The organism is Pseudomonas putida, assembly GCF_009883635.2.
GTDB classification, from domain to species: domain Bacteria; phylum Pseudomonadota; class Gammaproteobacteria; order Pseudomonadales; family Pseudomonadaceae; genus Aquipseudomonas; species Aquipseudomonas putida_W.
The window spans coordinates 1,070,538-1,092,649 of the sequence record NZ_CP026115.2; the positions used below are offsets into that span (position 1 = coordinate 1,070,538).

At 63.0% G+C, this 22,112-nt stretch carries 26 protein-coding genes; 9 read left to right on the top strand and 17 right to left on the bottom strand.

From position 1 onward, the window contains the following. Nucleotides 1–90: 90 nt before the first annotated feature. Nucleotides 91–1,779, bottom strand: coding sequence for a long-chain-fatty-acid--CoA ligase FadD2 (gene fadD2 / locus C2H86_RS04745; protein ID WP_159411633.1), 1,689 nt, complete (start codon nt 1,777–1,779; stop codon nt 91–93). Between the two features lie 210 nt (nt 1,780–1,989). On the opposite strand from fadD2, the gene C2H86_RS04750 reads away from it, so the two are divergent. Further along, entirely contained in the window at nt 1,990–2,934 is a 945-nt protein-coding gene (locus C2H86_RS04750) for an alpha/beta hydrolase (RefSeq protein WP_159411634.1), read from the top strand. 33 nt (nt 2,935–2,967) lie between these two features. Further along, a complete protein-coding gene (locus C2H86_RS04755; protein ID WP_054885695.1) occupies nt 2,968–3,438 on the top strand; it encodes a MaoC family dehydratase in 471 nt (156 codons plus the stop codon). A gap of 119 nt (nt 3,439–3,557) precedes the next feature. Here C2H86_RS04755 and C2H86_RS04760 read toward each other — a convergent pair whose 3' ends face one another. From C2H86_RS04760 to C2H86_RS04790, 7 genes are all read right to left on the bottom strand, one after another. Beyond that, nucleotides 3,558–4,796 (bottom strand): RNA polymerase sigma factor, encoded by a 1,239-nt coding sequence (locus tag C2H86_RS04760; RefSeq protein WP_159411635.1) that lies wholly within the window; start codon nt 4,794–4,796, stop codon nt 3,558–3,560. Further along, nucleotides 4,796–5,281: an SRPBCC family protein gene (locus C2H86_RS04765; protein ID WP_159411636.1), complete on the bottom strand. Its 486-nt coding sequence runs from the start codon at nt 5,279–5,281 to the stop codon at nt 4,796–4,798. The genes C2H86_RS04760 and C2H86_RS04765 overlap by 1 nt, the downstream gene beginning before the upstream one ends. Nucleotides 5,282–5,302: 21 nt before the next feature. Next, a complete protein-coding gene (locus C2H86_RS04770) occupies nt 5,303–5,647 on the bottom strand; it encodes a YciI family protein (protein WP_159411637.1) in 345 nt (114 codons plus the stop codon). Between the two features lie 43 nt (nt 5,648–5,690). Then, nucleotides 5,691–6,116 (bottom strand): YybH family protein, encoded by a 426-nt coding sequence (locus C2H86_RS04775; protein WP_159411638.1) that lies wholly within the window; start codon nt 6,114–6,116, stop codon nt 5,691–5,693. Nucleotides 6,117–6,578: 462 nt separating this feature from the next. Then, nucleotides 6,579–6,911, bottom strand: coding sequence for a type II toxin-antitoxin system HicB family antitoxin (locus C2H86_RS04780; RefSeq protein ID WP_159411639.1), 333 nt, complete (start codon nt 6,909–6,911; stop codon nt 6,579–6,581). Next, nucleotides 6,908–7,162: a type II toxin-antitoxin system HicA family toxin gene (locus tag C2H86_RS04785; RefSeq protein WP_110637003.1), complete on the bottom strand. Its 255-nt coding sequence runs from the start codon at nt 7,160–7,162 to the stop codon at nt 6,908–6,910. Before C2H86_RS04785 ends, C2H86_RS04780 begins: the two co-directional genes overlap by 4 nt. A 47-nt stretch (nt 7,163–7,209) precedes the next feature. Then, nucleotides 7,210–8,175, bottom strand: coding sequence for a threonine dehydratase (locus C2H86_RS04790; RefSeq protein WP_159411641.1), 966 nt, complete (start codon nt 8,173–8,175; stop codon nt 7,210–7,212). Between the two features lie 76 nt (nt 8,176–8,251). Between C2H86_RS04790 and C2H86_RS04795 the strand changes: the two genes are divergently transcribed. Then, a complete protein-coding gene (locus C2H86_RS04795; protein ID WP_159411642.1) occupies nt 8,252–9,613 on the top strand; it encodes a PLP-dependent aminotransferase family protein in 1,362 nt (453 codons plus the stop codon). A gap of 64 nt (nt 9,614–9,677) precedes the next feature. On the opposite strand, the gene C2H86_RS04800 is transcribed toward C2H86_RS04795, so the two are convergent. Beyond that, nucleotides 9,678–9,935, bottom strand: a complete 258-nt coding sequence (locus C2H86_RS04800; RefSeq protein ID WP_054885703.1) for a DUF2790 domain-containing protein — start codon at nt 9,933–9,935, stop codon at nt 9,678–9,680. Nucleotides 9,936–10,211: 276 nt separating this feature from the next. Between C2H86_RS04800 and C2H86_RS04805 the strand changes: the two genes are divergently transcribed. Continuing rightward, nucleotides 10,212–10,661, top strand: coding sequence for a GNAT family N-acetyltransferase (locus C2H86_RS04805; RefSeq protein ID WP_159411643.1), 450 nt, complete (start codon nt 10,212–10,214; stop codon nt 10,659–10,661). On the opposite strand, the gene def is transcribed toward C2H86_RS04805, so the two are convergent. The 3 genes from def to C2H86_RS04820 all read right to left on the bottom strand — a co-directional run bounded on the left by def (nt 10,616) and on the right by C2H86_RS04820 (nt 12,427). Further along, nucleotides 10,616–11,152: a peptide deformylase gene (gene def / locus C2H86_RS04810; RefSeq protein ID WP_159411644.1), complete on the bottom strand. Its 537-nt coding sequence runs from the start codon at nt 11,150–11,152 to the stop codon at nt 10,616–10,618. The two genes, C2H86_RS04805 and def, sit on opposite strands and share 46 nt — an antisense overlap. Then, complete coding sequence (locus tag C2H86_RS04815) at nt 11,149–12,102, bottom strand: YihY/virulence factor BrkB family protein (protein ID WP_159411645.1); 954 nt, start codon at nt 12,100–12,102, stop codon at nt 11,149–11,151. The genes def and C2H86_RS04815 overlap by 4 nt, the downstream gene beginning before the upstream one ends. Nucleotides 12,103–12,247: 145 nt before the next feature. Next, on the bottom strand, nt 12,248–12,427 hold the full coding sequence (locus tag C2H86_RS04820; RefSeq protein ID WP_003254639.1) for a CsbD family protein: 180 nt from the start codon (nt 12,425–12,427) through the stop codon (nt 12,248–12,250). A 222-nt stretch (nt 12,428–12,649) separates the two neighbouring features. Between C2H86_RS04820 and C2H86_RS04825 the strand changes: the two genes are divergently transcribed. Then, the gene (locus tag C2H86_RS04825; protein ID WP_159411646.1) at nt 12,650–14,119 is read left to right on the top strand and encodes a right-handed parallel beta-helix repeat-containing protein; all 1,470 of its coding nucleotides are present in this window, start codon (nt 12,650–12,652) and stop codon (nt 14,117–14,119) included. Nucleotides 14,120–14,295: 176 nt separating this feature from the next. Next, a complete protein-coding gene (locus tag C2H86_RS04830; protein ID WP_099815538.1) occupies nt 14,296–14,676 on the top strand; it encodes a hypothetical protein in 381 nt (126 codons plus the stop codon). On the opposite strand, the gene C2H86_RS04835 is transcribed toward C2H86_RS04830, so the two are convergent. Then, nucleotides 14,677–15,513 (bottom strand): CvfB family protein, encoded by an 837-nt coding sequence (locus C2H86_RS04835; protein WP_159411647.1) that lies wholly within the window; start codon nt 15,511–15,513, stop codon nt 14,677–14,679. A 130-nt stretch (nt 15,514–15,643) separates the two neighbouring features. Between C2H86_RS04835 and C2H86_RS04840 the strand changes: the two genes are divergently transcribed. Beyond that, complete coding sequence (locus tag C2H86_RS04840) at nt 15,644–16,504, top strand: DUF6279 family lipoprotein (RefSeq protein WP_159411648.1); 861 nt, start codon at nt 15,644–15,646, stop codon at nt 16,502–16,504. Nucleotides 16,505–16,519: 15 nt separating this feature from the next. Here the strand turns inward: C2H86_RS04840 and aceK are convergent, their stop codons facing one another. After that, nucleotides 16,520–18,229 (bottom strand): bifunctional isocitrate dehydrogenase kinase/phosphatase, encoded by a 1,710-nt coding sequence (gene aceK / locus C2H86_RS04845; protein ID WP_159411649.1) that lies wholly within the window; start codon nt 18,227–18,229, stop codon nt 16,520–16,522. 137 nt (nt 18,230–18,366) lie between these two features. Between aceK and C2H86_RS04850 the strand changes: the two genes are divergently transcribed. After that, entirely contained in the window at nt 18,367–19,242 is an 876-nt protein-coding gene (locus C2H86_RS04850; RefSeq protein ID WP_159411650.1) for a DMT family transporter, read from the top strand. 13 nt (nt 19,243–19,255) lie between these two features. Then, on the top strand, nt 19,256–19,714 hold the full coding sequence (locus C2H86_RS04855; protein ID WP_159411651.1) for a DUF4265 domain-containing protein: 459 nt from the start codon (nt 19,256–19,258) through the stop codon (nt 19,712–19,714). Between the two features lie 3 nt (nt 19,715–19,717). On the opposite strand, the gene C2H86_RS04860 is transcribed toward C2H86_RS04855, so the two are convergent. From C2H86_RS04860 to C2H86_RS04865, 3 genes are all read right to left on the bottom strand, one after another. After that, a complete protein-coding gene (locus C2H86_RS04860; RefSeq protein ID WP_159411652.1) occupies nt 19,718–20,599 on the bottom strand; it encodes a DMT family transporter in 882 nt (293 codons plus the stop codon). A 116-nt stretch (nt 20,600–20,715) separates the two neighbouring features. Then, the gene (locus C2H86_RS28165; protein WP_240349685.1) at nt 20,716–20,880 is read right to left on the bottom strand and encodes a hypothetical protein; all 165 of its coding nucleotides are present in this window, start codon (nt 20,878–20,880) and stop codon (nt 20,716–20,718) included. A 160-nt stretch (nt 20,881–21,040) separates the two neighbouring features. Further along, nucleotides 21,041–21,976 carry an aspartyl/asparaginyl beta-hydroxylase domain-containing protein gene (locus C2H86_RS04865; protein WP_159411653.1) on the bottom strand — a complete coding sequence of 312 codons (936 nt, stop codon included), beginning with the start codon at nt 21,974–21,976 and terminating at the stop codon, nt 21,041–21,043. Nucleotides 21,977–22,112: the final 136 nt, after the last annotated feature.

Here is a 22,112-nt window from a genome sequence, read left to right on the forward strand (position 1 = left end):
CATTTTTAGAGTAATTGCCCAAAATGTCGCAAATCGGGCTGTAAGGTACATGCCAGAGCACCTTACAGCCTCCACCGGGCAACGCCGGCATCATGCGATGTCGCGTAACTCCCTGCGCAGGATCTTGCCCACCGGGGTCATCGGCAGCGACTCGCGCACCACGATGTGCTTGGGCACCTTGTAACCGGTGAAGTTGGCCTTGCAGTAAGCCTTCAGGTCTTCGACGCTCACCCCTCCCTCACGCGCTACCACGAACAGCTTCACCGCCTCCCCCGAACGCGCGTCTGGCACGCCGATGGCCGCACAGTTGGCCACCTGCGGATGGCCCATCACCACATCCTCGATCTCGTTGGGGTACACATTGAAGCCAGAGACGATGATCATGTCCTTCTTGCGGTCGACGATGCGGGTGAAGCCATCCGGGTCAATTACCGCGATATCGCCGGTCTTGAACCAGCCCTCGGCATCCAGCGCCTGCGCCGTGGCCTCCGCTTGTTGCCAGTAACCCTTCATCACTTGCGGGCCCTTGATGCACAACTCGCCGCGCTCACCCAGTGGCAGTTCGTTGCCGTCATCATCGATGACCTTGAACACCGTACCCGGCACCGGTATACCCACCGTGCCCAGCCGCGCCAGCTGGCCGTAGGGGTTGGTGCTGGCCACCGGTGAGGTTTCGGTCAGGCCATAGCCCTCGACGATGCGACAGCCGGTAAGTTCCTCCCAACGCTCCGCCGTGGCCTTGACCAGCGCCGTGCCGCCGGAGTTGGTGACTTTCAGTGCCGAAAAGTCCAGCTGGCGGAAACCTGGATGGTCCATCAGCGCGACGAACAAGGTGTTCAACCCCAGAAGCGCCGAAAAACGCCACTTGCCCAGCTCCTTGATGAAGCCGGCGATATCACGCGGGTTGGTGATCAGCACGTTGTGGTTGCCAGTCACCATCATGCACATGCAGTTCGCGGTGAAGGCATAGATGTGGTACAGCGGCAGCGGCGCAATCATCACCTCCTGGCCTTCCTTGATCAGCCGCTGCCCGTCCGGGCCATGCTGGGAGAAGCAGGCCAGCACCTGCAGCATGTTGGCCACCAGGTTACCGTGGGTGAGCATGGCCCCCTTGGCCAGGCCCGTGGTACCGCCGGTGTACTGCAGCACGGCGATGTCATCGAGCGAGAGCGGCACCGGCTTGTGCGTCAGGCTGCGGCCTTCGCGCAGTACCTGCTTGAACGAAATGGCCTGGGGCAGATGATAGGCCGGGACCATCTTCTTGACCTTGTCGACCACGGTATTGATCAGCCAGCCCTTGGCGGCGGGCAGCAGGTCGCCCATCTTCGCCTCGATCAGGTACTCGATGCCGGTGTCGGGCAGCACCTCCTGCACGCGCTTGCCGAACATGTTCAGGTACACCAGCGCCCGGGCCCCGGCATCCTTGAACTGGTGGCGCATTTCGCGCTCGGTGTACAGCGGGTTGGTGTTGACCACGATCAGCCCTGCGCGCAGGGCGCCGAACACGGCGATGGGGTATTGCAGGACGTTGGGCATCTGCACCGCGATGCGGTCACCCGGCTTGAGGTCGGTGTGCTGCTGCAGCCAGGCGGCGAACGCTGCCGAGTGGCGTTCGAGCTCGGCGTAGCTCAGGGTCACGCCAAGGTTGCTGAACGCCGGGCGCTCGGCAAAACGCTTGCAGGAGCGTTCAAACACCTCGACGACCGAAGCGTACGCGTGAAGGTCGATGGTGGAAGGCACGCCCTCGGGGCGTTTGTCATTCCAGAAGTCGGCTTGCATTTATTATTGTTCCTCTGCCTGAGCCCGTACGGATTCCTTGCCCCGTTTGCCTGATAGCAAAAAGGCGTTGAACCGACGTTAGCAGGTAAGACCGAGGTGGCATACACGCCAAGTGCCGCCATTAACATTGTGAATCTTATTTGTGCCCTTCCTGCAATTCGGCCGGTTGTGCATACACTGTGCGGGTCACCTTCGCGCAAAGGATTCGCCATGCCCCATGACGCCTTCTGGCTGCCTGCCAGCGAGCATTGCAGGCTGTACGTGCACCAATGGCTGCCGGCCACACCGGTCAAGGCCGTGGTGCTGCTGGCGCATGGCATGGCCGAGCATGGCGGGCGCTACCAGCGCCTGGGCCAGGCCCTCTGCGATGCCGGCTACGCCCTGCTGGCACCGGACCTGCGCGGCCACGGGCGCACCGCCGAGCAGGGCAGCCTCGGCCTGTTCGCCCGGCAACATGGCTGGAATGCCGTGGTCAACGACCTTGGCCTGCTGGCCCAGCACATCGGCCAGCAGTTTCCTTGCACACCGCTGTTCCTGTTCGGCCACAGCATGGGCAGCTACATTGCCCAGGCCTACCTCACCCACCACAGCGCCAGCCTGCACGGGGCGATCCTCAGCGGCTCCAACTTCCAACCCGCCACCTTGTATAGGGCGGCGCGCCTGATTGCGCGGCTGGAAGCCTGGCGCCAGGGGCCAGAGGGCAAGAGCGCACTGATCGAGTGGCTGTCGTTCGGCTCGTTCAACAACGCCTTCAAGCCCACGCGCACGGCGTTCGACTGGCTCAGCCGTGACCCGGCGGAAGTGGACAACTACGTCAACGATCCGCTGTGCGGCTTTCGCTGCAGCAACCAGCTGTGGCTCGACCTGCTGCACGGGCTGGCGCAGATCAGCCAGGCGCACAACCTTGCGCAGATCGACCCGAACCTGCCCATGCTGGTGATTGGCGGTGAATGTGATCCGGTGAGTGCCGGCAAGCGTCTCACCCATCTGGCCGACGCTCTGCGCGCGACCGGCAATCAACATGTACAGCTGCGCGTCTATCCTGAAGCGCGGCACGAAGTACTCAACGAACTCAACCGCGACGAGGTCACCGCTGATATCCTCGCTTGGTTAGCGCAAGCGCTGGCCCTTGGCCGCCCTGCCCGCAGTGAATGATAGGCGCCCTCGCCCGCCCCTTAAGGAAACCTAATGACCCAGGTCACCAACACGCCTTACGAAGCCCTTGAAGTCGGCCAGAAGGCCACCTACGAGAAGTCCGTCGAAGAACGTGACATCCAGCTGTTCGCCGCCATGTCCGGTGACCACAACCCGGTGCACCTGGATGCCGAATTCGCCGCCAAGAGCATGTTCAAGGAACGCATCGCCCACGGCATGTTCAGCGGTGCCCTGATCAGCGCCGCAGTGGCCTGCACCCTGCCTGGCCCTGGCACCATCTACCTGGGCCAGCAGATGAGCTTCCAGAAGCCGGTGAAGATCGGCGACACCCTGACCGTGCGCCTGGAAATCCTTGAGAAACTGCCCAAGTTCAAAGTGCGTATCGCCACCAACGTGTACAACCAGAACGATGAACTGGTGGTCGAAGGCGTGGCCGAGATCCTGGCACCGCGCAAGCAACAGACCGTTGAGCTGGTATCGCCGCCGAACTTCGTCGCCAGCTGACATCGGTGTTGGATTCTTCGCGGGGCAAGCCCGCTCCTACAACGACCGCGCGGATGCTTTACCTGTAGGAGCGGCGGTGCGGCGATCCGACTTGTCCCGCGAGGAGGCCAGCAAGGCACTCACGTCAGTTCGCGTAAACGCCGCTCGATATGCCGCCGCTCCGGCTCCTGCCTGGTCAACTCCAGCGCCTGCTGCCAAGCTGCCCGCGCCTCTGCGACATTCCCCAATTGCTGGTGCAGCTCCGCCCGCGCCGCATGAGCCAGGTGATAGTCGCGCAGCTCCCCCGCGGCCAGGATCGCCTCCACTGCGGCCAGCCCCGCCTGCGCCCCGTCGCGCTTGGCCAGCGCCACTGCCCGGTTGAGCGCCACCACGGCTGACGGCCAGTGCCGTTGCAGTACATCGTACAGCCCGACAATTTCCGCCCAATCAGTCTCTTCAGCCGTCACCGCCTCGGCATGCACGGCCGCGATCGCCGCCTGTACGGAATAGGCACCAAAGGCCCGGCTGGCCAAGGCCAGGCGCACCAGCTGGCAGCCTTCGGCGATCTGCTCGCGGTCCCACAGGCTGCGGTCCTGCTGATCCAGCAGCACCAGGTTGCCCTCGGCATCGCTGCGCGCGCGTTGCCGCGATGCCTGCAGCAGCATCAGCGCCAGCAAACCCACCGCCTCGGCGTCTGGCAGCAGTTGCACCAGCAGGCGCCCGAGGCGGATCGCCTCGTCACTCAGTTCCTGCTGCAGCAACGCCTCGCCCGAGGACGCCGAATAACCTTCGTTGAACACCAGATAGATCACCCGCAGCACGCTCTCCAGGCGCTCGGGCAGCTCATGCAGCTCAGGGACCTGATAAGGAATGCCGGCATCACGAATCTTGGCCTTGGCGCGGACGATGCGCTGGGCGATGGTCGCGGGGCTTTGCAGGAAGGCCCGGGCGATCTGCTCGGTGGTCAGGTCGCAGACTTCGCGCAGGGTCAGTGGCACCTGGGCATCGGCCGCCAAGGCCGGGTGACAGCAGGTGAAAATCAGCCGCAGCCGGTCATCGGCCAGCAGCTCCTCTTCGCCAGGGTCTTGACCCTGGCCTTCGATCAGCATGATCAGGTCGGCCTGGGAGCGGTCGAAACGGGCACGCCGGCGCAATGCGTCAATGGCCTTGAAGCGCCCGGTGGAGACCAGCCAGGCCCGCGGGTTGTCCGGGATGCCGTCGCGCTGCCAACGCTCGACGGCGATGAAGAAGGCATCGTGCAGGGCCTCCTCTGCCAGGTCGAAATCCCCCAGCAGGCGGATCAGCGTCGCCAGGATGCGCCGCGAATCACGCCGGTACACCGCTTCGACTTCGCCACGTACCTGCGCCAGCTCCGCCATCAGTCAGGCATCCGCTGGGTCACGACCTCCACCAGGCGGTCCAGGCTCTCTCCCCAGCCCTGATGGAAACCCATTTCTTCATGGGCGCGGCTGTCGGCAGCGTTCCAATGCCAGGCACGGGCGGTGTAGCGGGTCTTGCCGTGTTCTTCGTCGAAGCTGATCACCGCCGTCATGAAGGCCTTGTCCGACGGCACCCAACCCGGCCCGAAGGCATCGGTGAACACCAGCCGGCGCGGGGCGGCAATTTCCAGGAACACGCCCTGGGTCGGGTACTCGGAGCCATCCGGGGCGCGCATGAGGGTACGGAAAAGGCCGCCGACCCACAGCTGCATCTCGCATTCCGGGGTGGTCATGCCGTGCGGTCCCCACCACTGCATCAGCCATTCGGGTTCGGTCCAGGCACGGAACACCTTGGCAGGCGGGGCATCGATCAAGCGGCTGATGGACAGCTCGTGCTGCGCTGGCGCGGGTTGGGCAAGGGTCATGCTTGTTGTTCTCCGTTGCTGTCAGGGTTGCAGTTCGCGCACCGGCCGCACCTCCACGCTGCCGACCCGCGCCGCCGGAATGCCCTTGGCGATGTTCAGCGCCTCGTTGAGGTCGCGGGCATCGACCAGGTAAAAGCCGGCAAGCTGCTCTTTGGTTTCGGCGAACGGGCCATCGGTGATGCTCATTCGCCCGCCGCGCATGCGCACGGTGGTGGCGGTCTGCACGGGTTTCAGCGCCTCCGCCGCGATGATCCGCCCGGAGCTCTGCAGCCTTTCGGCGTAGGCCATGCATTCGGCGTCTTCCGGGCTGTCGGGCAGGCTGTGCAACAGCCCTTCGTCACAATAGACCAGGCACAGGTATTTCATGGTCGTCTCCAGGCGTTGGCAACGTGCATTTGGCGATAGCCGATCAAGGCTTGAGATCGAACAGTGCTTTCTGGGTTTCCATGTCGAAAGGTGCCGACCAGTGTTCGTGGATCACCTGCCACTGGCCGCCAACCCTGCGGTAACCGACGGTGGCACGCATGAAGCCGCACTGGCTCTCGTCATCCCCTGGGCCGCAGCGATTCAGCCAGTGCGCCAGGCCCAGGTCGCCGTCAGCGTGCACGGTCAGTTGGGCGAGCTCGAACACCATGGGCCCGGGACACAGGTTCATGCACATTTCCCAATGGGCCTGGTAGGCGGCCTTGCCCTTGAACTGCAGTGACTGGATGGCGTCGAAGGCGACGATATCGTCGGCATACGGCGCGGTGATGGCGGGGATGTCACGGTCACGAACGGCCTGCATCCAGCGTTCGATAAGCTGACGGATTTCGTTTTCGGCTGCCGTGTTCATCGGGTGTTCCTCCGATCGGTCATGAGCGTTTGGGCACAGGGGTATCTGTGTCTTCAGCTTTTGGTCGAACGGTAGCCGGTGAAATCGACAGGGCTCAGGAAAATTTTGCCTCAGAGGTGCATCCCTTGAGTGCTGTGGCGCCTATGAGACCGAGCGCCGCCCGCGCGGCGCATCGCGAGCTTTGCTCGCTCCTACGTCTGTTTCGGGCCAATTATTCCTGTGGGATTTGCGCGCGAACGCCTTGGTGCATGGCGCGATATTGCGTCGTACCAACAAGGCGGTCGCGCGCGCCTGTCACAGGCGTTACTGGCCCGAAACAAACGTAGGAGCGAGCAAAGCTCGCGATGCGCCGCGCGGGCGGCGCTCGGTCTCATAGGCACCACAGCACTCAAGGCAAGCGCCCAGGGCAAAAAGGCGCCGTAGAGCCTGCCACGAGCAATCATGGGATGGAAGGGTGTCCGATCAAACCAGAGCCGCCTGCTCGAACACCTCGTCAGCCCACTGGTTAAGGCTTTTGCCGGCAGCACGGGCAGCAACGCTGGCAGCCGCATGCACCTCTGGGCGGATGCGCAGCATGACTTTGCCTGACGCGGGTTTCTCGGGGGTGATGCCCTGCTCTGCGCAGTCGGCCAGGTAATCCTCCAGCGCCCCACGGAAGGCTTCATGAAGTTCGGGCACCGAGCTTGCGTGGAAACTGATGATGTCGCGCATGCCCAGCACACGGCCAACAAAAATGTCGTCACGCTCATCGTATTCGATACGGGCGGCGTAGCCCTTGTAGCGCATGCAACTCATAGGCTGACTCCTGCCCGCAGCAAGAATTCGCGGGCTTCTTCAATCTGATACCGTTTGGCTTCCTTGCCGGGATGGGGGCGATGGCACCTCCAGCTCTGACCGCCAAGCACCAGCTTGACCCTGGAGCCCTGCCGCTCCAGCACTTGCCCGCCGAGGTGAAGCACCAGCGCTTCGACCTCGGCAAACGCCAAGGAGGCCGTGGTGGGCGTCCTGAAGATGGCGTCGTAGATTTTTCGGTATCGAGTGTTCATCGGAAAATGCTATCAAATTAAGATAGCACTTTTTCCCCGATATTCATTCAGGATTTTTCAGTACCTGTCAGCACCTGCGCATAGCGCTCGCGATCCACATTGGCGCCACTGAGCACCACCGCCACGCGCTTGCCGGCCTGGCGCTCGCGCTCCTGCAGCAACGCGGCCAGCGCAGCAGCACCGGCACCCTCGGCGGTGTTGTGGGTAGTTTCGTGATAGATGCGCATGGCCGCTGCCACTTCGCTGTCAGTGACCTTCACGATACGTGCAGCATGCTCGCGAACAAGGGCAAAGGCATCCGGGTGCGGTACCCGGCAGGCCATGCCATCGGCAAAGGTATCGGCCGTGGCCGTGGTGACGATGCGCCCCTGCTCCAAACTCTGCGCATAGGCATCAGCCGCACTGGACACCACGCCGACGATTTCGGTTTTCAGCCCCAGCAGGTTGCGCGCCTGGATCAGCCCGCAGATGCCCGAGCCCATGCCAATCGGCACGTACACGCAATCCAGCTCGCTTACGGCCTCGAACAACTCCAGGGCATAGGTGGCCACGCCGCGCACCAGCTCAGGGTGGAACGACGGCACCATGTCGTAGCCCAGCTCGTCCGCCAGGCGGGCCGCCTCTTCGCGGGCCACGTCGAAGTCGACACCATGCTCCACCAACTTGGCGCCCAGCGCGCGCATGGCGGCGTTCTTCTCTTTCGAGTTGCCCTCGGGCACCACGATCACCAGCGGCACGCCGGCCTGGCTCGCGGCCAGCGCCATGCTCTGGCCGTGGTTGCCACGGGTGGCGGTGACCAGGCCCCGCGGTGGCTTGCCGGCGGCCAGCAGCGACCGCACATACACCAACCCGCCGCGTACCTTGAAGGCGCCGGTCGGGGCGTGGTTTTCGTGCTTGACCCACAATGTGCAACCCACCCGCTCGGCCAGCAGCGGCCAGGCGCGCTGAGGTGTCGGCGGAACGTGCTGGTGAACGAAATCGGCGGCTTCGCGCAGGGCAACAAGGTCGAACATGGCGATCATCCCTCTTCGGTAGGTGGTTGATCCGATCCTAAGCGCCGGGCATTGTATGGGTACAACCTTATATTGCATGGGTAGCAATTTCGTGTGGATCCCGCAGCTGGTCGACAATGACCAACCCCGATATCTCGCCTTGGTCGATGCGATTGCCCACGCCATTGAAAGCGGCGCGCTCAAGGTGGGCGACCGCCTGCCCCCACAACGCCGGCTGGCCTGGAAACTGGGCCTCAACCCGAGTACCACCCAGCAGGCCTACCGCGAAGCTGCCGCCCGCCACCTCGTAGCTGGCGAAGTGGGCCGTGGTACTTACGTGCTGGCAGGCAGCAAGGAAGCGACCTTGTTCCGCATCAAGCATCACGACGGGCAACGCCCGCTGATCGACTTGTCGACAAACGTCCCGGTAGCCGATCCACACAACCATGACTTGCAAGACAGCTTGCGCAGCCTGCTGAAACGCCCCGCCAGCAACTTGCTCGATCATTACCTAGGCCCCGAGCAGTTGCTGCTAGGGCGCATTCGCGGCGCCCAGTGGATGGCAAACCGCAGCCTGACCCTTTCAGCGGACGAGCTGTTGCTGTGTGGCGCAGCCCAACAAGCGCTGACACTGGTGCTGCAGTCGTTCTGCCAGGCTGGCGAGCCGGTCATGCTCGAGGCCCTGACCGCACCGGGCATCAAGGCGGCCTGTCGGCAACTGCGCCTGCCGGTGCATGGTGTGGCACTGGACGAGCAAGGCCTGCGGCCCGATGACCTGGACCGTGTGGCGCGCGCCAGCGGTGCCCGCGTGCTGGTCACCACACCGACCCTGCACAACCCCACGGGCGCCTGCATGACGGATACTCGCCGCGCGGCAATTGCCAAGGTAGTCAAACGCCTGGGGCTGTTGCTGATCGAGGATGATGTGTACGGCGCATTCAGTGACCAAGCGCCGCTCTATCCACTACTGGGCGAGCAGGCGGTTTACATCAACAGCCTGTCCAAGACGGTAGCCGCTGGCCTGCGATTGGGATGGATTGCGGCCAGCCCGAAGCTGCTGGCACAGGTTGACCCGCATGCCCAGGCCAGCCACTGGTCGGTGTCGCCATTGAGCCTGGATATCGCTTGCCAATGGATCGAAGACGGCACTGCTGCGCAGCGGCTCGCCTGGCAGAAAACGGAAATTACCGAGCGATGGCGCCTGGCACGCAGACTGCTGGGTGATGGACTGCACAATACCGGGCAACCTTCGCCCCACGCGTGGCTGGGCACGCCGCAGGGCGCCGAGGCGGTGGTCAGGCAATGTCGCGAGCAAGGTGTGGAGATCGTTCCGGCCAGTGTGTTTGCCATTGGCGCGATCGAAGTGCAGGCCGTGCGCATCAGCCTGTCGGCAGCAGGTAGCCGAGCTGAGTTGAAACAAGGCCTGGAGGTGGTACAGAAGGTACTGTCGGGGCGATGAACCGAGGGACGAAAGCAGCTTCTTCGCTACGGCTAAACGCGAAGAGGCCGCTGACGCAGGGCGATCAACCCTGCTGGCAACCTTCGCCCATCGCCCGGTACTGAATGGTATGCACCTGGCCATGATGGTCTTCATAGGTCATGGTCGCAGGTACCACTTCGCAGACATTGGGGATGGTCGACAGGTTGATCACCCGTTTGATGTCGAGGTTCATGGAATAGTCGTACTGCTGGGCCACAGGCTCGCTGGAGACCGGCTTGGCCTCATCGGCGAGGGCGAACGAGGACATACCGACCAGTGCAAGAATCAGTAATGGTTTCATGGGGTTTGGCCTTTAAAGCAATCCAGCTGATCGTGTGACTTCTGATGCCATCAATGGCGCGGAGAAGTTGTCATCGACTGCGAAGATGACACGAAGTACCGATCCCGCTTCGTCTACTGCCAGGGGGAATAGTTGAAATTCTACTCCTGGCCGGGAATAGTTGAACCCTGAACTCGGACATTCACCCTTGCAGGATTTGCAACAATCTGCGACAAAGCCAAACGGCTCGAAGGCCTGGAATAACCGGGCTAGAGCCATCCGTTCCAGGTATACCCCATGACTGCCCTGCACTGCGCCCTGCTCATCGGCCCCGAGCGTCGATTGCTCGAACACTTCTACAAACAGCAAGGTTCGCGCATGCGCGCAGCCAATGATGGTGAATCGTGGGTGGCGCGCGGCGACGGGATCGTTGCCGGCCTGTGCCTCAGTGCCGTCGCCGACGGCCACTGGCTCACCGGGCTGCTCGTCGCCCCGCAGCAGCGCAACCGTGGCGTGGCCGCGCAGTTGGTCGAGGCGGCCCTGGCCGGGCACAGTGGCCCGACCTGGCTGTTCTGCCGCCCCGACCTCGCGGCCTACTACCAGCGCCTCGGTTTCAGCATAACCGCGCAACTGCCCGAAGCCTTGGCCTCGCGCCTGCAACGCTACCAGCGCAGCAAAAACCTGCTGGCCATGGTACGGGCTCAGTCGTCGCTGTCATCCAGCCCGGGAAACAACACATCGGTGTAGCCGAACTTGGCAAAGTCCTGGATACGCGAGGGGTACAAGCGGCCGATCAGGTGATCGCACTCGTGCTGCACCACCCGCGCATGAAAGCCATCGGCAAAGCGGTTGATCGGGTTACCCTGCGGGTCGATGCCTTCGTAGCTGATGTGCTTGAAGCGCGGCACCACCCCACGCAGGCCGGGCACCGACAGGCAGCCCTCCCAACCGTCTTCGACTTCCGTGGTTAGCGGGGTGATCACCGGGTTGAGCAGGATGGTCTGCGGCACGGGCTCGGCATCCGGGTAACGCTCGCTGCGCTCGAAGCCGAAGATCACCAGTTGCAGGTCGATGCCGATCTGCGGCGCGGCCAGGCCCACGCCACCCACGTGGTGCATGGTTTCGAACATGTCGTCGATCAACTGCTGCAGTTCGCTGCTGCCGATCAGGTGTTCGGGCACCGGTGCGGCGATACGCAGCAAGCGCTCGTCGCCCATCTTGAGAATGTCACGGATCATCGCGGGTTCGGCTCGGTCGGTTCAGGCTCGACCGGGTGTTCATGGCCGAGCACGGTGATGGTTTCCTTGGGTTTGGCGCCCTCGAAATCCTTCTCGCCCGGGTTCTTGCCCTCGCTCGACATGTGCTCGATCACCGCATTCATTTCCGCCCCCAGCAACAGCACGGCGGCAGAGATGTAGAAGTACAGCAACAGCACGATGATCGCACCGATGCTGCCATACATGGCGTTGTAGTCGGCAAAGGTCTTGACGTAGTAGGCAAAGCCCAGGGAGGCGATGATCCATACTACTACCGCCAGTACCGAACCTGGGGTAATGAAGCGAAACTTCTGCTTCACGTCCGGCATCACGTAATAGATCAAGGCCACCGCGACCATCATCAGGATGATGATCGCCGGCCAGCGCAGCACGGTCCAAATGGTGACGATCACCTCCTGCAGGCCGACTTGCGAAGCGATCCACTCCATCACCTGCGGCCCCAGCACCATCAACGCAGCCGACGAGAGCAGCATGCCGGCGATGCCGATGGTGTAGATGATCGACAGCGGAATGCGCTTCCACACCGGCCGGCCCTCGGGCACGTCGTAAGCGGCATTCATCGCGCTCATCATCAGGCGCACGCCGGCCGAGGCGGTCCACAAGGCGATGACGATACCCACCGACAACAGCCCGCCCTTGGACTGCTGCAACTGGTCGATCACCGGGTTCACCTGCTCCAGCGCCTGGGGCGGCAGCACCAGCTCCGATTGCAGGCGCAACCAGGAAAAGAAGTCCGGCAAGTGCAGGAAGCCGATCAGGGCGATCAGGAACAGCAGGAACGGAAACAGCGAAAACAGCATCTGGTAGGCCAGCGCGGACGCATAGGTCGACATCTCGTCGTCGAGGAATTCCTTGACGGTGCGTACCAGCACGCGGTGCAGGGGCAGGCCGCGCAGGTCGGGGAAAATCATAGCGTCTCCTTTCGCCGCTTGATTCTTGAGTACAACGGGTAAGTCTAATAGACCACGCCGGTGATGTACTGCTCCCGGACATGCCAGAAGAAAATGCCTGAACCTGTTCCTGCCCTGGGAAGAGGCAGGAACAGGCCGTTTCACATCAAGGCTTCTTCACCGCATCCTTCACATTGCCCTTGATCTGCTGGGCTTCGCCCTTGAGTTCCTGGGCTTTGCCTTCTGCCCGCAGCTTGTCGTTATCGGTCACCTTGCCGACGCCCTGTTTAACGTTACCAATTGCTTCGTTGGCCAGGCCTTTCGCTTTGTCTTTAGTGCCGCTCATGGCAAATCTCCTGCAAATGGAGACACGTGGACCGTGTCGACAGTCGGTGGACCGGGGGCCTTGCGAAAGAGTTTCAATCAATTTGCCTGGCCCAAGCCGAACGGCGAATCAGCGGGCGAATACCGCACCGAATAGGTCTACCTCACTGCTCAAGGCCAGACGGCTGCCCTAAAATCGCAGCCAACCTGCGTATAAAAACAACAGTTTCCGGATATTTGCCCCATGCGTCTGATGCCCCTGCTTGCGGCTTTCTTGCCGTTGTTGCCCTTGCCTGCCCTGGCTGCCGCACCGGCCAGCGAAACCCTGAAGGTCGAGCGCTATGTCGACGATGGCCAACCCGGCACCCTGCGCTGGGCCATCGAAACCAGCAACCAGAACCCTGGCCACTACAGCATCGAGATCGCTGCGGTGGGTAAGCCGCCCTACGTGATTCGCCCAACCCACGCGCTGCCGGAAATCAAGGGCCCGGTACGGATCACCGGCCTGCCCGGGGCCCGTGACGGCCAGTACATCGCCATTGACGGCTCGGGCTACATCAAGGACCAGGGCGTGCGCACCTGCCCCGGCGCCCTGCCCGGCCAGTTCGGCACCAACGTGCGCACCACCACCAACCCCGGGCTGGTACTGCGTGACACCCAAGGCGTGCACCTGAGTGGCCTGGAGGTGCGCAACTTCTGCATCGGCATCCTGGTCAACCGCGCCAGCGGTAATGTCATCGAAGACAACCGCATCGTCGCCAACAAGGGCGGCGCCGGCATCATGCTCACGGGCGACGACGGTGCCGGCAACCCGACCGCCACCACCACGGTCAACAACAAGGTGCTGCGCAACCAGCTGATCGACAACGGCGATGGCCTGGAACTGACCCGTGGCGCGGCCTTCAACCTGGTGGCCGACAACCTGTTCCGCTCGACCCCGGCCAACCCCGAACCGTCCCAGGGCATCGAGATCTTGCTGGGCAATGACAACAGCGTGGTGCGCAACCGCTTCGAGAACTATTCCGACGGCCTGCAGATCAACTGGGGCAAGCGCAACTACCTCGGCGCCAACACCTTCAACGGCAACTCGATCGGCGTCAGCGTCACCGGCGAAGGCAACATCCTCGACGGCAACCTGATCCACGGCAACCGCATCGGCGTGGCCCTGCGCCCGGAACCTGACGTCACCGCCACACGCCTGAGCGGCAACCGCATCTGGGGCAACAGCCAGGACATCCGCCGCTGCGAGGCCGGTGGTTCGTGCGTGCCCAACCAGCGCACCGGCGCCATCGTGTTCGGCGTGCCGGCCCAGGCCCATGCCTTGTATGTCGGCTCGCGTGGCGTCGGCGCGGATTTGCCGAAGCAGGACCAGGCGACCATCTGTGATGCCAAGGGCGAGCCCAAGCCGTGCCAGCCACTGCCCAACCACAACCAGCAACCGCCACGGCTGATTGCCCTGGACGGCAATGTGCTGCGGGGCGAGGTGCAGGGGCCGGTGTCGAGCCTGTTGCGCATCGAGGTGTTTGGCAATGCCCAGGCAGAGGGGACCGAGGCTGAGCAATATCTGGGAGACGTGCTGGTGAACAGTGATGACCAGGGGCAGGCGCGGTTTGCCCAGGTGCTGGAGAATATCGGCGGGCTGAAGAGCTTTACGGCGACGGTGACCACTGTGGATGGGGCTACCTCCGAGTTGAGCAGGCCACTCAGTCGTTGAGGCAACTGGCCCTTTCGCGGGACAAGCCCGCTCCTACAGGTACAGCGCATGCCTCGGGATGTGCGGAATTCCTGTAGGAGCGGGCTTGCCCCGCGAAAGGGCCGTCAAACCTTGCTAGGCCGGGTGCCACCCCTCACAATGCAGCCCTAATCAAGCGTCAACCCGCAGGAACCTGCATGAAACTCGACAAACCCACCGCCATCGCCCGCCGCAACCAGGCCTTGGCCAACCCGGTGCTGACCAGCGCCAACACCCTGTTCGCCATCCTCGACCGCAAGCGCAACCTGTGGTGGTTCGAGGTGCCGGTGGCGCTGCTGCGCAAGGGCCAGCCCGACTGGGTCAACCTGTTGCTGCACACCCCGGAAAGCGACGAGCTGCAGCACCTGAAGGTGCCGGTCAACTTCCTCCGTGCTCACCAGGAGCAGATGGAAGTGCGCAACCCCGGCAAGCGCCGCTCGACCATCAGCCTGGCACTGAGCGCCGACCGTGACTCACTGCTGCGCGACACCCGCCCAGGTGGCGAGCAGCTGGACTTCCGGACCTTCGTGCAGGCCTGATCAGGCCTTTTCGATGCGATCGTCATGGATGACGATGCGGCCTTGCTTGAACAACCCGCCAATGGCCTTCTTGAAGTTGCCCTTGCTGACGTTGAACATCTGGCTGATGACTTCCGGGGCGCTCTTGTCGCTCACCGCCAGCATCCCACCTTCGGCCTCCAGACGCGCCATGATGCGCTCCTGCAGGTCGTCGCCAAGCGCCTTGCCGACCGGTTGCAGGCTCAGGGCGATCTTGCCGTCATGGCGCACTTCCTTGATGAAACCTTCCACGTGCATGCCCGAACGCAGGAATTTGAACACCTCGTTCTTGTGGATCAGGCCCCAGTGGCGGTTGTTGATGATGGCTTTGAAGCCCATCGGTGTTTCACCGGCCACCAGCAATTCGACGGGCTGGCCAACCTGGTATTGAGCCGGGGTAACGTCCAGGTAGCGGTCCAGGCGTGAAGTGGCGGTGATGCGGCGGGTGCGTTTGTCCAGGTAGACATGCACGACGCAGTAATCGCCGATTTTCAGTTGCCGGGCTTCTTCGGAATACGGCATCAGCAAGTCCTTGGGCAGCCCCCAATCCAGGAAGATACCGGCCCCGTTGATGTCCTTGACCTTGAGGCTGGCGAACTCGCCAACCTGCACCTTGGGCTTCTCGGTGGTGGCAATGAGCTTGTCATCGCTATCCAGATAGAGGAACACGTTCAGCCAGTCGTCGATCTCGGTTTCGGCGTTCTTCGGGATGTAACGCCCTGGCAGCAGGATCTCACCGTCGGAGCCGCCATCCAGGTACAGGCCGAATTCCACGTGTTTCACGATTTGCAAACTGTTGTAACGCCCAAGCAGAGCCATTTCCGATGTTCCTCAAGACAAGGCGACTATTCTACACGTGAAGCCAGCGCGCTGCCCGATCGCTGATTCGGTGGAACCGCGCCGCCCACCTTGCGTCTACCGATCAGCCAGCCACAGCAAGGACCTGAACATGCTTGTACGCCTGTCCAAAGCCCTGCTCATCACCCTCATCTTCGCCTTTACCTTGGCGGCCTGCAGCCGCATCGACCTCGCGTACCGCAACCTCGACCGCCTGGTGCCGTGGTCGCTGGGCGACTACCTGGCCATGAACCGAGAGCAGAAGGCATTGCTCGACGAACGGCTCAAGCAGCACCTGGCCTGGCACTGCAAGACCCAGCTGCCAGGCTACCTTGACTGGCTCGACCGGGTACGCGACATGGTCGCCGAGGACCAGGTGACCGACCAGGCCCTGCAGCAGCGTACGGTCGAGGCCCGCCAGGCAATCGGCCGGGTGGCGCAAGAGATCACCCCGTCCGCCACTGAATTATTGCGCGGCATGAGCGACAAGCAGGTTGCCGAGATGCGCGATGCGTTCCGCGACGACATTAGTGAAAGGCAGAAGACTTATGTCGACACCCCACTGGACAAGCAAATCGCCCGACGCGCCGAACGCATGGAAAAACGCCTGAACAACTGGTTCGGCGACCTCAATACCCCTCAACGCCAGCGTGTGCAGACCTGGTCGCAGGCGCTGGGTGACCAGAACCGCCAGTGGATCGCCAACCGCCAGCACTGGCAGCAACAGCTGATGCTGGCCATGAACCAGCGCAAAGACGCAAGCTTCGAGCCGCGCCTGGCGACCTTGCTGCAACGCAAGGAAAGCCTGTGGACGCCGGAGTACCGAGCGGCGTTCGAAAATACCGAGCAGCAAGCGCGCAGCTTGCTTGTGGACCTGGTGCACTTGAGCAGCCCGGCGCAGCGGCAGTTCCTGCAGGAACGGCTGGCCAAGGTGCGCACCGATTTCAGTGAGATGAAGTGCCTGAAAAGCTAAATGTGAACAGCAGCTTTACCGCCCCTTGCGCCGATAGGGAAACACATCGATCACCTTGCCTTCGCGGATCGCCGCCTGCAGCCCCTTCCAGTAGTCCGCGTCGTACAATTCGCCATGCAAGCGGCTAAACAACCGGCGCTGGCCGATATCGGCAAACAGGAACGGCGGGAACTCTTCGGGGAACACATCGTGCGGCCCGATCGAATACCACGGCTCGCCAGACATCTCATCCTCCGGATAGCGCGGCGGCGGGATGTGCCGGAAGTTCACCTCGGTCAGGAAGCTGATCTCGTCATAGTCGTAGAACACCACCCGCCCATGCCGGGTAACGCCGAAGTTCTTCAGCAGCATGTCACCCGGGAAGATGTTCGCCGCCGCCAGTTGCTTGATGGCCAGCCCGTAGTCCTCCAGCGCTTCGAGCACCTGCCCTTCGCTGGCGTGCTCCAAGTACAGGTTGAGCGGGGTCATGCGCCGCTCGGTCCAGCAGTGGCGGACCAGCACCGTGTCGCCTTCCAGCGCCACGGTCGAGGGCGCAACTTCCAGCAACTCGGCCAGGCACTCGGGCTCGAACTTGCCACGCGGGAAGCGGAAATCGGCAAACTCCTGGGTATCGGCCATACGCCCCACCCGGTCGACGCTTTTCACCAGCCGGTACTTGTCGATCACCGTGGCGCGGTCGACGGTCTTGGACGGCGAGAAGCGATCCTTGATGATCTTGAACACGGTATTGAAGCCCGGCAGGGTAAACACGCTCATGACCATGCCGCGTACCCCGGGGGCCATGACGAAACGGTCGTCGCTGCTGGCCAGGTGGTTGATCAGGGCGCGATAGAACTCCGACTTGCCTTGCTTGTAGAAACCGATCGAGGTGTACAGCTCGGCAATGTGCTTGCCCGGCAGGATGCGTTTCAAGAAGTTGACGAACTCCGCTGGCACCGGCACGTCGGCCATGAAGTACGAGCGGGTGAACGAGAAGATGATCGACACTTCGGCCTCGTCGGTAATCAACGCATCGGCCTCGATACCATGGCCTTCCCGGTGCAGCAGTGCGATTGCCAGCGGCCACTGCTCGTCAGCGTTGTACAGGCGGCCGACCAGGTAGGCGCCCTTGTTGCGGTACAACACCGGCACGAACAGCTCCACGGCCAGGGCCGGGTCCTTGCACACCCAGTCTGGCAGGCACTCCTTCAGTTGTTCTTCAAGGCGTGCCACATCGCCTTCGAGATCGCCATAGGCAAAGGCATAGTCAGCGAAAATGGCCCGCAGCAGCCCCTTGAGGCTACCGCCGGGCGTGTAAGTGCGGGTCTGCGCAGCGCGCTCATGGGTGCGGATCGAAGGCCGGGTGGTGTGGATGAACATGCAGCCGTCGCTAATCTGGTCATGGCTGAACAGGCTGCAGAACAGCGAGTTGTACCAGGTCTCCGCCAGCTCGTCGTCCAGCCGTGGGTCGATCAGGCGGATGTAGGCGTTTTTTACCAGCGGCCACTGTTCCACATCCAGCAGCACCTCTTCGTCGAAACCGTCGCGCAGCCAGGCGTTGACCTCGCCGACTTTCTGTTCATACAGGTTGATCCGCACTGCCGACGCCCGCTGGATGTCCTGCCAGCGCGCCTGCTCGAAGCGCTCGCGGGCGCCGAGGGTGATACGGCGAAAGTGCTCGCGGTAGTCGTCGAAGCCGTCGAGGATCATCCGCGCGATCTCGCCGGCGGGCCAATGCTGGGTCATGCGCAACACCTCGGGGCTGGGTGAGCTATGAGCTTAGCCCGCGAAGAGGCCAGTACAGGTTTACAGCGCAAGAAAGCACAAGAATCACCCAGGCGAGTCACGTACACTCGCGCCCTGCCCTGTACCCGGAGACCGTTGTGAGCCCCATCGCCCTAGCCCGCCTGCTGACCCTTGCCGCTGTCTGGGGGGCGAGCTTCCTGTTCATGCGCATCATCGCCCCGGAGCTGGGCACCGTCCCTACCGCATTCTTCCGCGTTTCCATCGCCTGCCTGGGCCTGATCGCCATCCTCGCCGCCAGCCGGGTGCGCTGGGACTTCGACGGCAAGCTCGGCGCCTGCCTGGTACTGGGCATGATCAACTCGGGCATCCCGGCCACCTTCTACTCCGTGGCCGCGCAAGTGCTGCCCGCCGGTTATTCGGCGATTTTCAACGCCACCACACCGCTGATGGGCGTACTGATTGGCGCGTTGTTCTTCCGCGAAACCATGACCTTGCCCAAGCTCGGCGGCATCTTCCTCGGCCTGTTTGGTGTCGGCATTCTCAGCGGCGCCGGCCCCGTCGCGCTGGACATGGCCCTGGTGCAAGGTGCCCTGGCCTGCCTCGCGGCCACCACCTGCTACGGCTTCGCCGGCTTCCTCGCTCGGCGCTGGATCAGCGGCCTGGACAGCCGCCTGTCAGCCTTGGGCAGCATGCTCGGCGCCACCTTGATGCTGAGCCCGCTGTTCGCCTGGAGCGCGCTGACCCAACCACCGGCAAGCTGGGGCGGCTGGCAGGTATGGCTGTCGCTGCTGGGCCTGGGTCTGCTGTGCACCGCCTTCGCCTATATCCTGTACTTCCGCCTGCTGGCCGAAATCGGCCCGGTCAAGGCCAGCACCGTGACCTTCCTGATCCCGGTGTTCGGTGTATTGTGGGGGGCATGGCTGCTCGACGAGCCCTTGTCGATGGCCCATGTGTATGGCGGTGTGCTGATTGCCCTGGCGCTGTGGCTGGTACTGCGCCCGGCGCGCACTTGAGGCGATGCGGACCATGAGCGACACATTCAAGAAGGTGCTGTTCCGCCTGGAACAGGACGCGAGCGGCTACCCGCCAGCCTCGGTGGAAGGCTTGTGGACACAGGCAGTTGCTGGGGGCTATCGGGTCGACAGCATCCCCTTCCACGTCTACGGTATCGCCCCCGGCGACATCATCAGCATACGCCACGAGGGTGACCAGGCCTGGTTCGATGCCCTGCAGCAGAGCGCCGGGGCGTCGGTGTTCCGGGTCGTCGTCAGGCCACCGGAAACCCTGGAGCAGGTGCACGCGGCCCTGACCGAATTCGGCTGCACCTGCGAGGTGGAAAAGGCGGTCAGGATGCTGGCAGTCGAAGTGCCGGCAACGCAATCGGCCGACACCCTGCTCTACTACCTGCTGACCCAGCGCGAAGCCGGCACCCTGGACTTCGAGGAAGGCGTATTGCGCCACGCCATCCCCGAAGAGTTTCGCTAGGCCTTACGCCTCGGCCAGCCGCGCCGCCGGCTTGCGGAACACGAACAGCAGGCCGACCACGATCAGCCCCATGCCCAGCAGGCTCAACGGCGCCAGGCGGTTGCCGAAGATAAGCAAGTCCATCACCGCGGTCACTGCCGGCACCAGGTAGAACAGGCTGGTGACATTGACCAGGTTACCCTTGGCGATCAGCCGATACAGCAGCAGGGTCGCCAGCAGCGACACCACCAGCCCCATCCACAGCAGCGCACCGACGAAGCCGCCGGTCCATTCCACGTGCAGCGGTTGCAGCGGCGCGAACACGGCGCACATGGCGAAGCCGGCGATGTACTGCAACGGCAGTGTGCCCATCGGGTTGTCAATAATGCGCTTCTGCAGGATCGAGCCGAAGGTCATGCTGGCCAGCGCCAGCAGGGCGAACAGCATGCCGAGCAGCGACACCCCGCCGAGGTTGATGCCCTGGTAGACCACCATCACCAGCCCGCCAAGCCCCAGGCCCAGGCCGAACAGCCGGCTCCAGGAGCGCTGGCGCTCCATCAGCACCACCGTGAGGATCGGTTGCACCCCCATCACCGTCGCCATCACGCCGGGGGTGACGTGGGTGTTGAGCGCCAGCAGGTAGAAAATCTGGTAGGCGCCAAGCAGCACACAGCCGGTGCCCAGGGCACGCAGGATCGCCCCCCATGTACGCGGCCAGCGCAGGCCCAGCAACGGGCCGATCAGAAGCAGGCCGGTCAGGGCCAGCGCCGAGCGCAGCAGCAGGAAGGCGAAGGGGCTGGCATGGGCCAGGCCGAGTTTGGAAACGATCGCGCCACTGCTCCAGAGCAGGACGAACAGGCTGGTGGTGGCCGCCGAGGCCACGGATGCTTTGTTGAAGACAGACATGTAGTGCCACCTGATATAAGGCGAATAAGCCAGACGGCGGGCGTGAACTTCAGCGAGGGAAGGTGCCGACCGTGTTCAGTAGGTTGCGGGTGCGAAGGGATGCGGCCAGAAGCCGATCAGCCCAGCACGACCACGCAAGGAGGCGGAGCTACGCCGCCTACGACGCCACTGACAGGTGGTGGTGGGTAGTGACTGATCATGGCCGGCTGCTGGCTGCCACGCACGACCATGCCCGCGACTGGCGCGATGGCAAAGCATGTGGTGGAAGGGATGGCTGGCATGATCGGGTCTTCAGGGAAGATAAGTGTTTCGGAATATAGCGGTGAATCTGAAGATCGGCAATAGCCTGTTCCGGCCCTTTCGCGGGACAAGCCCGCTCCTACAGGGGTCGCCTATCGCTTGTATGAGCGGGCTTGTCCCGCGAAGAGGCCGGCCCTGCTATCAGAACAACCAGCGGTACAGGAAGTAAGCCACCACCACCGCCAGCACCGGCCGCAGGATGCGGTAGGCCTTGGGGTTGGCACGCTTGAACTGCTTCATGCGGCTGCTGATCTTGTTGCTGAAACGCTTGCTCCAGGCATACGCCTGGTTGATCCCGCCCACCCGCTCGTCATCGGTGTTCTGCGGCGCGGTCGCGCGGCCGAGGAAGGCACTGACCTTGCGGTTGATACGGGTCATCAGCGGGCTGCTCAACGGCCGCTCGATGTCGCAGAACAGGATTACCCGGGTCACGTCGGTTTCGTTCTTGACCCAGTGCACGTAGGTCTCGTCGAACATCACGTCCTCGCCGTCACGCCAGGCGTATTCCTCGCCGTCGACGTAGATGCGGCAGGCGTCGGAGTTGGGGGTCGACAGGCCCAGGTGGTAGCGCAGCGAACCGGCAAACGGGTCGCGGTGCGGGTTCAGGTGGCTGCCACCGGGCAGCAGGGCAAACATCGCACCCTTTACATTGGGAATGCTGCTGACCAGTTCGACGGTTTTCGGGCAGAGGGCTTCGGCAGACGGCAGCGGCTTGTCGTACCACTTCAGGTAGAAGCGCTTCCAGCCTTTCTTGAAGAACGAACCGAAGCCGGCGTCGTTGTCCTTTTCTGCGGCACGAATGTACCCCTCGTCGAACAGGCGCATGGCCTCCTCGCGAATCACCTGCCAGTTGTCCTTGAGCACGTCCAGTTCAGGGAAGCGCTGGCGGTCCAGGTAAGGCTTGGACGGCACGCCGGAGAACAGGTACATCAGGCTGTTATAAGGTGCAAACAGCGCCGAATGGTTGACGAACTGGCGCAGTACCGGCAAACGTGCCTTGCCGCGCAGGTGCACGTAAAGCACGCTGCCGAAGAACACCAGCAGGACACCGGCCTTGGCGAGGAAGGAAAAGGTCATGCAACACTCCTTGGAGTGGAAGCAGGCCAGCGCTGCCTGCTCCCAGAAAAATCATCCGGCCATCATAAACCCATCCCGCCCCGGTAAAAACAACCAGGGCGGGATCTCACTCATGAAGATTTTGCAATAAACCAGG

Coding starts and splice junctions, on each gene's coding strand:
- fadD2 (WP_159411633.1), bottom strand. CDS start 1,779: ATGCAAGCCGACTTCTGGAATGACAAACGCCCCGAGGGCGTGCCTTCC.
- C2H86_RS04750 (WP_159411634.1), top strand. CDS start 1,990: ATGCCCCATGACGCCTTCTGGCTGCCTGCCAGCGAGCATTGCAGGCTG.
- C2H86_RS04755 (WP_054885695.1), top strand. CDS start 2,968: ATGACCCAGGTCACCAACACGCCTTACGAAGCCCTTGAAGTCGGCCAG.
- C2H86_RS04760 (WP_159411635.1), bottom strand. CDS start 4,796: ATGGCGGAGCTGGCGCAGGTACGTGGCGAAGTCGAAGCGGTGTACCGG.
- C2H86_RS04765 (WP_159411636.1), bottom strand. CDS start 5,281: ATGACCCTTGCCCAACCCGCGCCAGCGCAGCACGAGCTGTCCATCAGC.
- C2H86_RS04770 (WP_159411637.1), bottom strand. CDS start 5,647: ATGAAATACCTGTGCCTGGTCTATTGTGACGAAGGGCTGTTGCACAGC.
- C2H86_RS04775 (WP_159411638.1), bottom strand. CDS start 6,116: ATGAACACGGCAGCCGAAAACGAAATCCGTCAGCTTATCGAACGCTGG.
- C2H86_RS04780 (WP_159411639.1), bottom strand. CDS start 6,911: ATGAGTTGCATGCGCTACAAGGGCTACGCCGCCCGTATCGAATACGAT.
- C2H86_RS04785 (WP_110637003.1), bottom strand. CDS start 7,162: ATGAACACTCGATACCGAAAAATCTACGACGCCATCTTCAGGACGCCC.
- C2H86_RS04790 (WP_159411641.1), bottom strand. CDS start 8,175: ATGTTCGACCTTGTTGCCCTGCGCGAAGCCGCCGATTTCGTTCACCAG.
- C2H86_RS04795 (WP_159411642.1), top strand. CDS start 8,252: ATGGGTAGCAATTTCGTGTGGATCCCGCAGCTGGTCGACAATGACCAA.
- C2H86_RS04800 (WP_054885703.1), bottom strand. CDS start 9,935: ATGAAACCATTACTGATTCTTGCACTGGTCGGTATGTCCTCGTTCGCC.
- C2H86_RS04805 (WP_159411643.1), top strand. CDS start 10,212: ATGACTGCCCTGCACTGCGCCCTGCTCATCGGCCCCGAGCGTCGATTG.
- def (WP_159411644.1), bottom strand. CDS start 11,152: ATGATCCGTGACATTCTCAAGATGGGCGACGAGCGCTTGCTGCGTATC.
- C2H86_RS04815 (WP_159411645.1), bottom strand. CDS start 12,102: ATGATTTTCCCCGACCTGCGCGGCCTGCCCCTGCACCGCGTGCTGGTA.
- C2H86_RS04820 (WP_003254639.1), bottom strand. CDS start 12,427: ATGAGCGGCACTAAAGACAAAGCGAAAGGCCTGGCCAACGAAGCAATT.
- C2H86_RS04825 (WP_159411646.1), top strand. CDS start 12,650: ATGCGTCTGATGCCCCTGCTTGCGGCTTTCTTGCCGTTGTTGCCCTTG.
- C2H86_RS04830 (WP_099815538.1), top strand. CDS start 14,296: ATGAAACTCGACAAACCCACCGCCATCGCCCGCCGCAACCAGGCCTTG.
- C2H86_RS04835 (WP_159411647.1), bottom strand. CDS start 15,513: ATGGCTCTGCTTGGGCGTTACAACAGTTTGCAAATCGTGAAACACGTG.
- C2H86_RS04840 (WP_159411648.1), top strand. CDS start 15,644: ATGCTTGTACGCCTGTCCAAAGCCCTGCTCATCACCCTCATCTTCGCC.
- aceK (WP_159411649.1), bottom strand. CDS start 18,229: ATGACCCAGCATTGGCCCGCCGGCGAGATCGCGCGGATGATCCTCGAC.
- C2H86_RS04855 (WP_159411651.1), top strand. CDS start 19,256: ATGAGCGACACATTCAAGAAGGTGCTGTTCCGCCTGGAACAGGACGCG.
- C2H86_RS04860 (WP_159411652.1), bottom strand. CDS start 20,599: ATGTCTGTCTTCAACAAAGCATCCGTGGCCTCGGCGGCCACCACCAGC.
- C2H86_RS28165 (WP_240349685.1), bottom strand. CDS start 20,880: ATGCCAGCCATCCCTTCCACCACATGCTTTGCCATCGCGCCAGTCGCG.
- C2H86_RS04865 (WP_159411653.1), bottom strand. CDS start 21,976: ATGACCTTTTCCTTCCTCGCCAAGGCCGGTGTCCTGCTGGTGTTCTTC.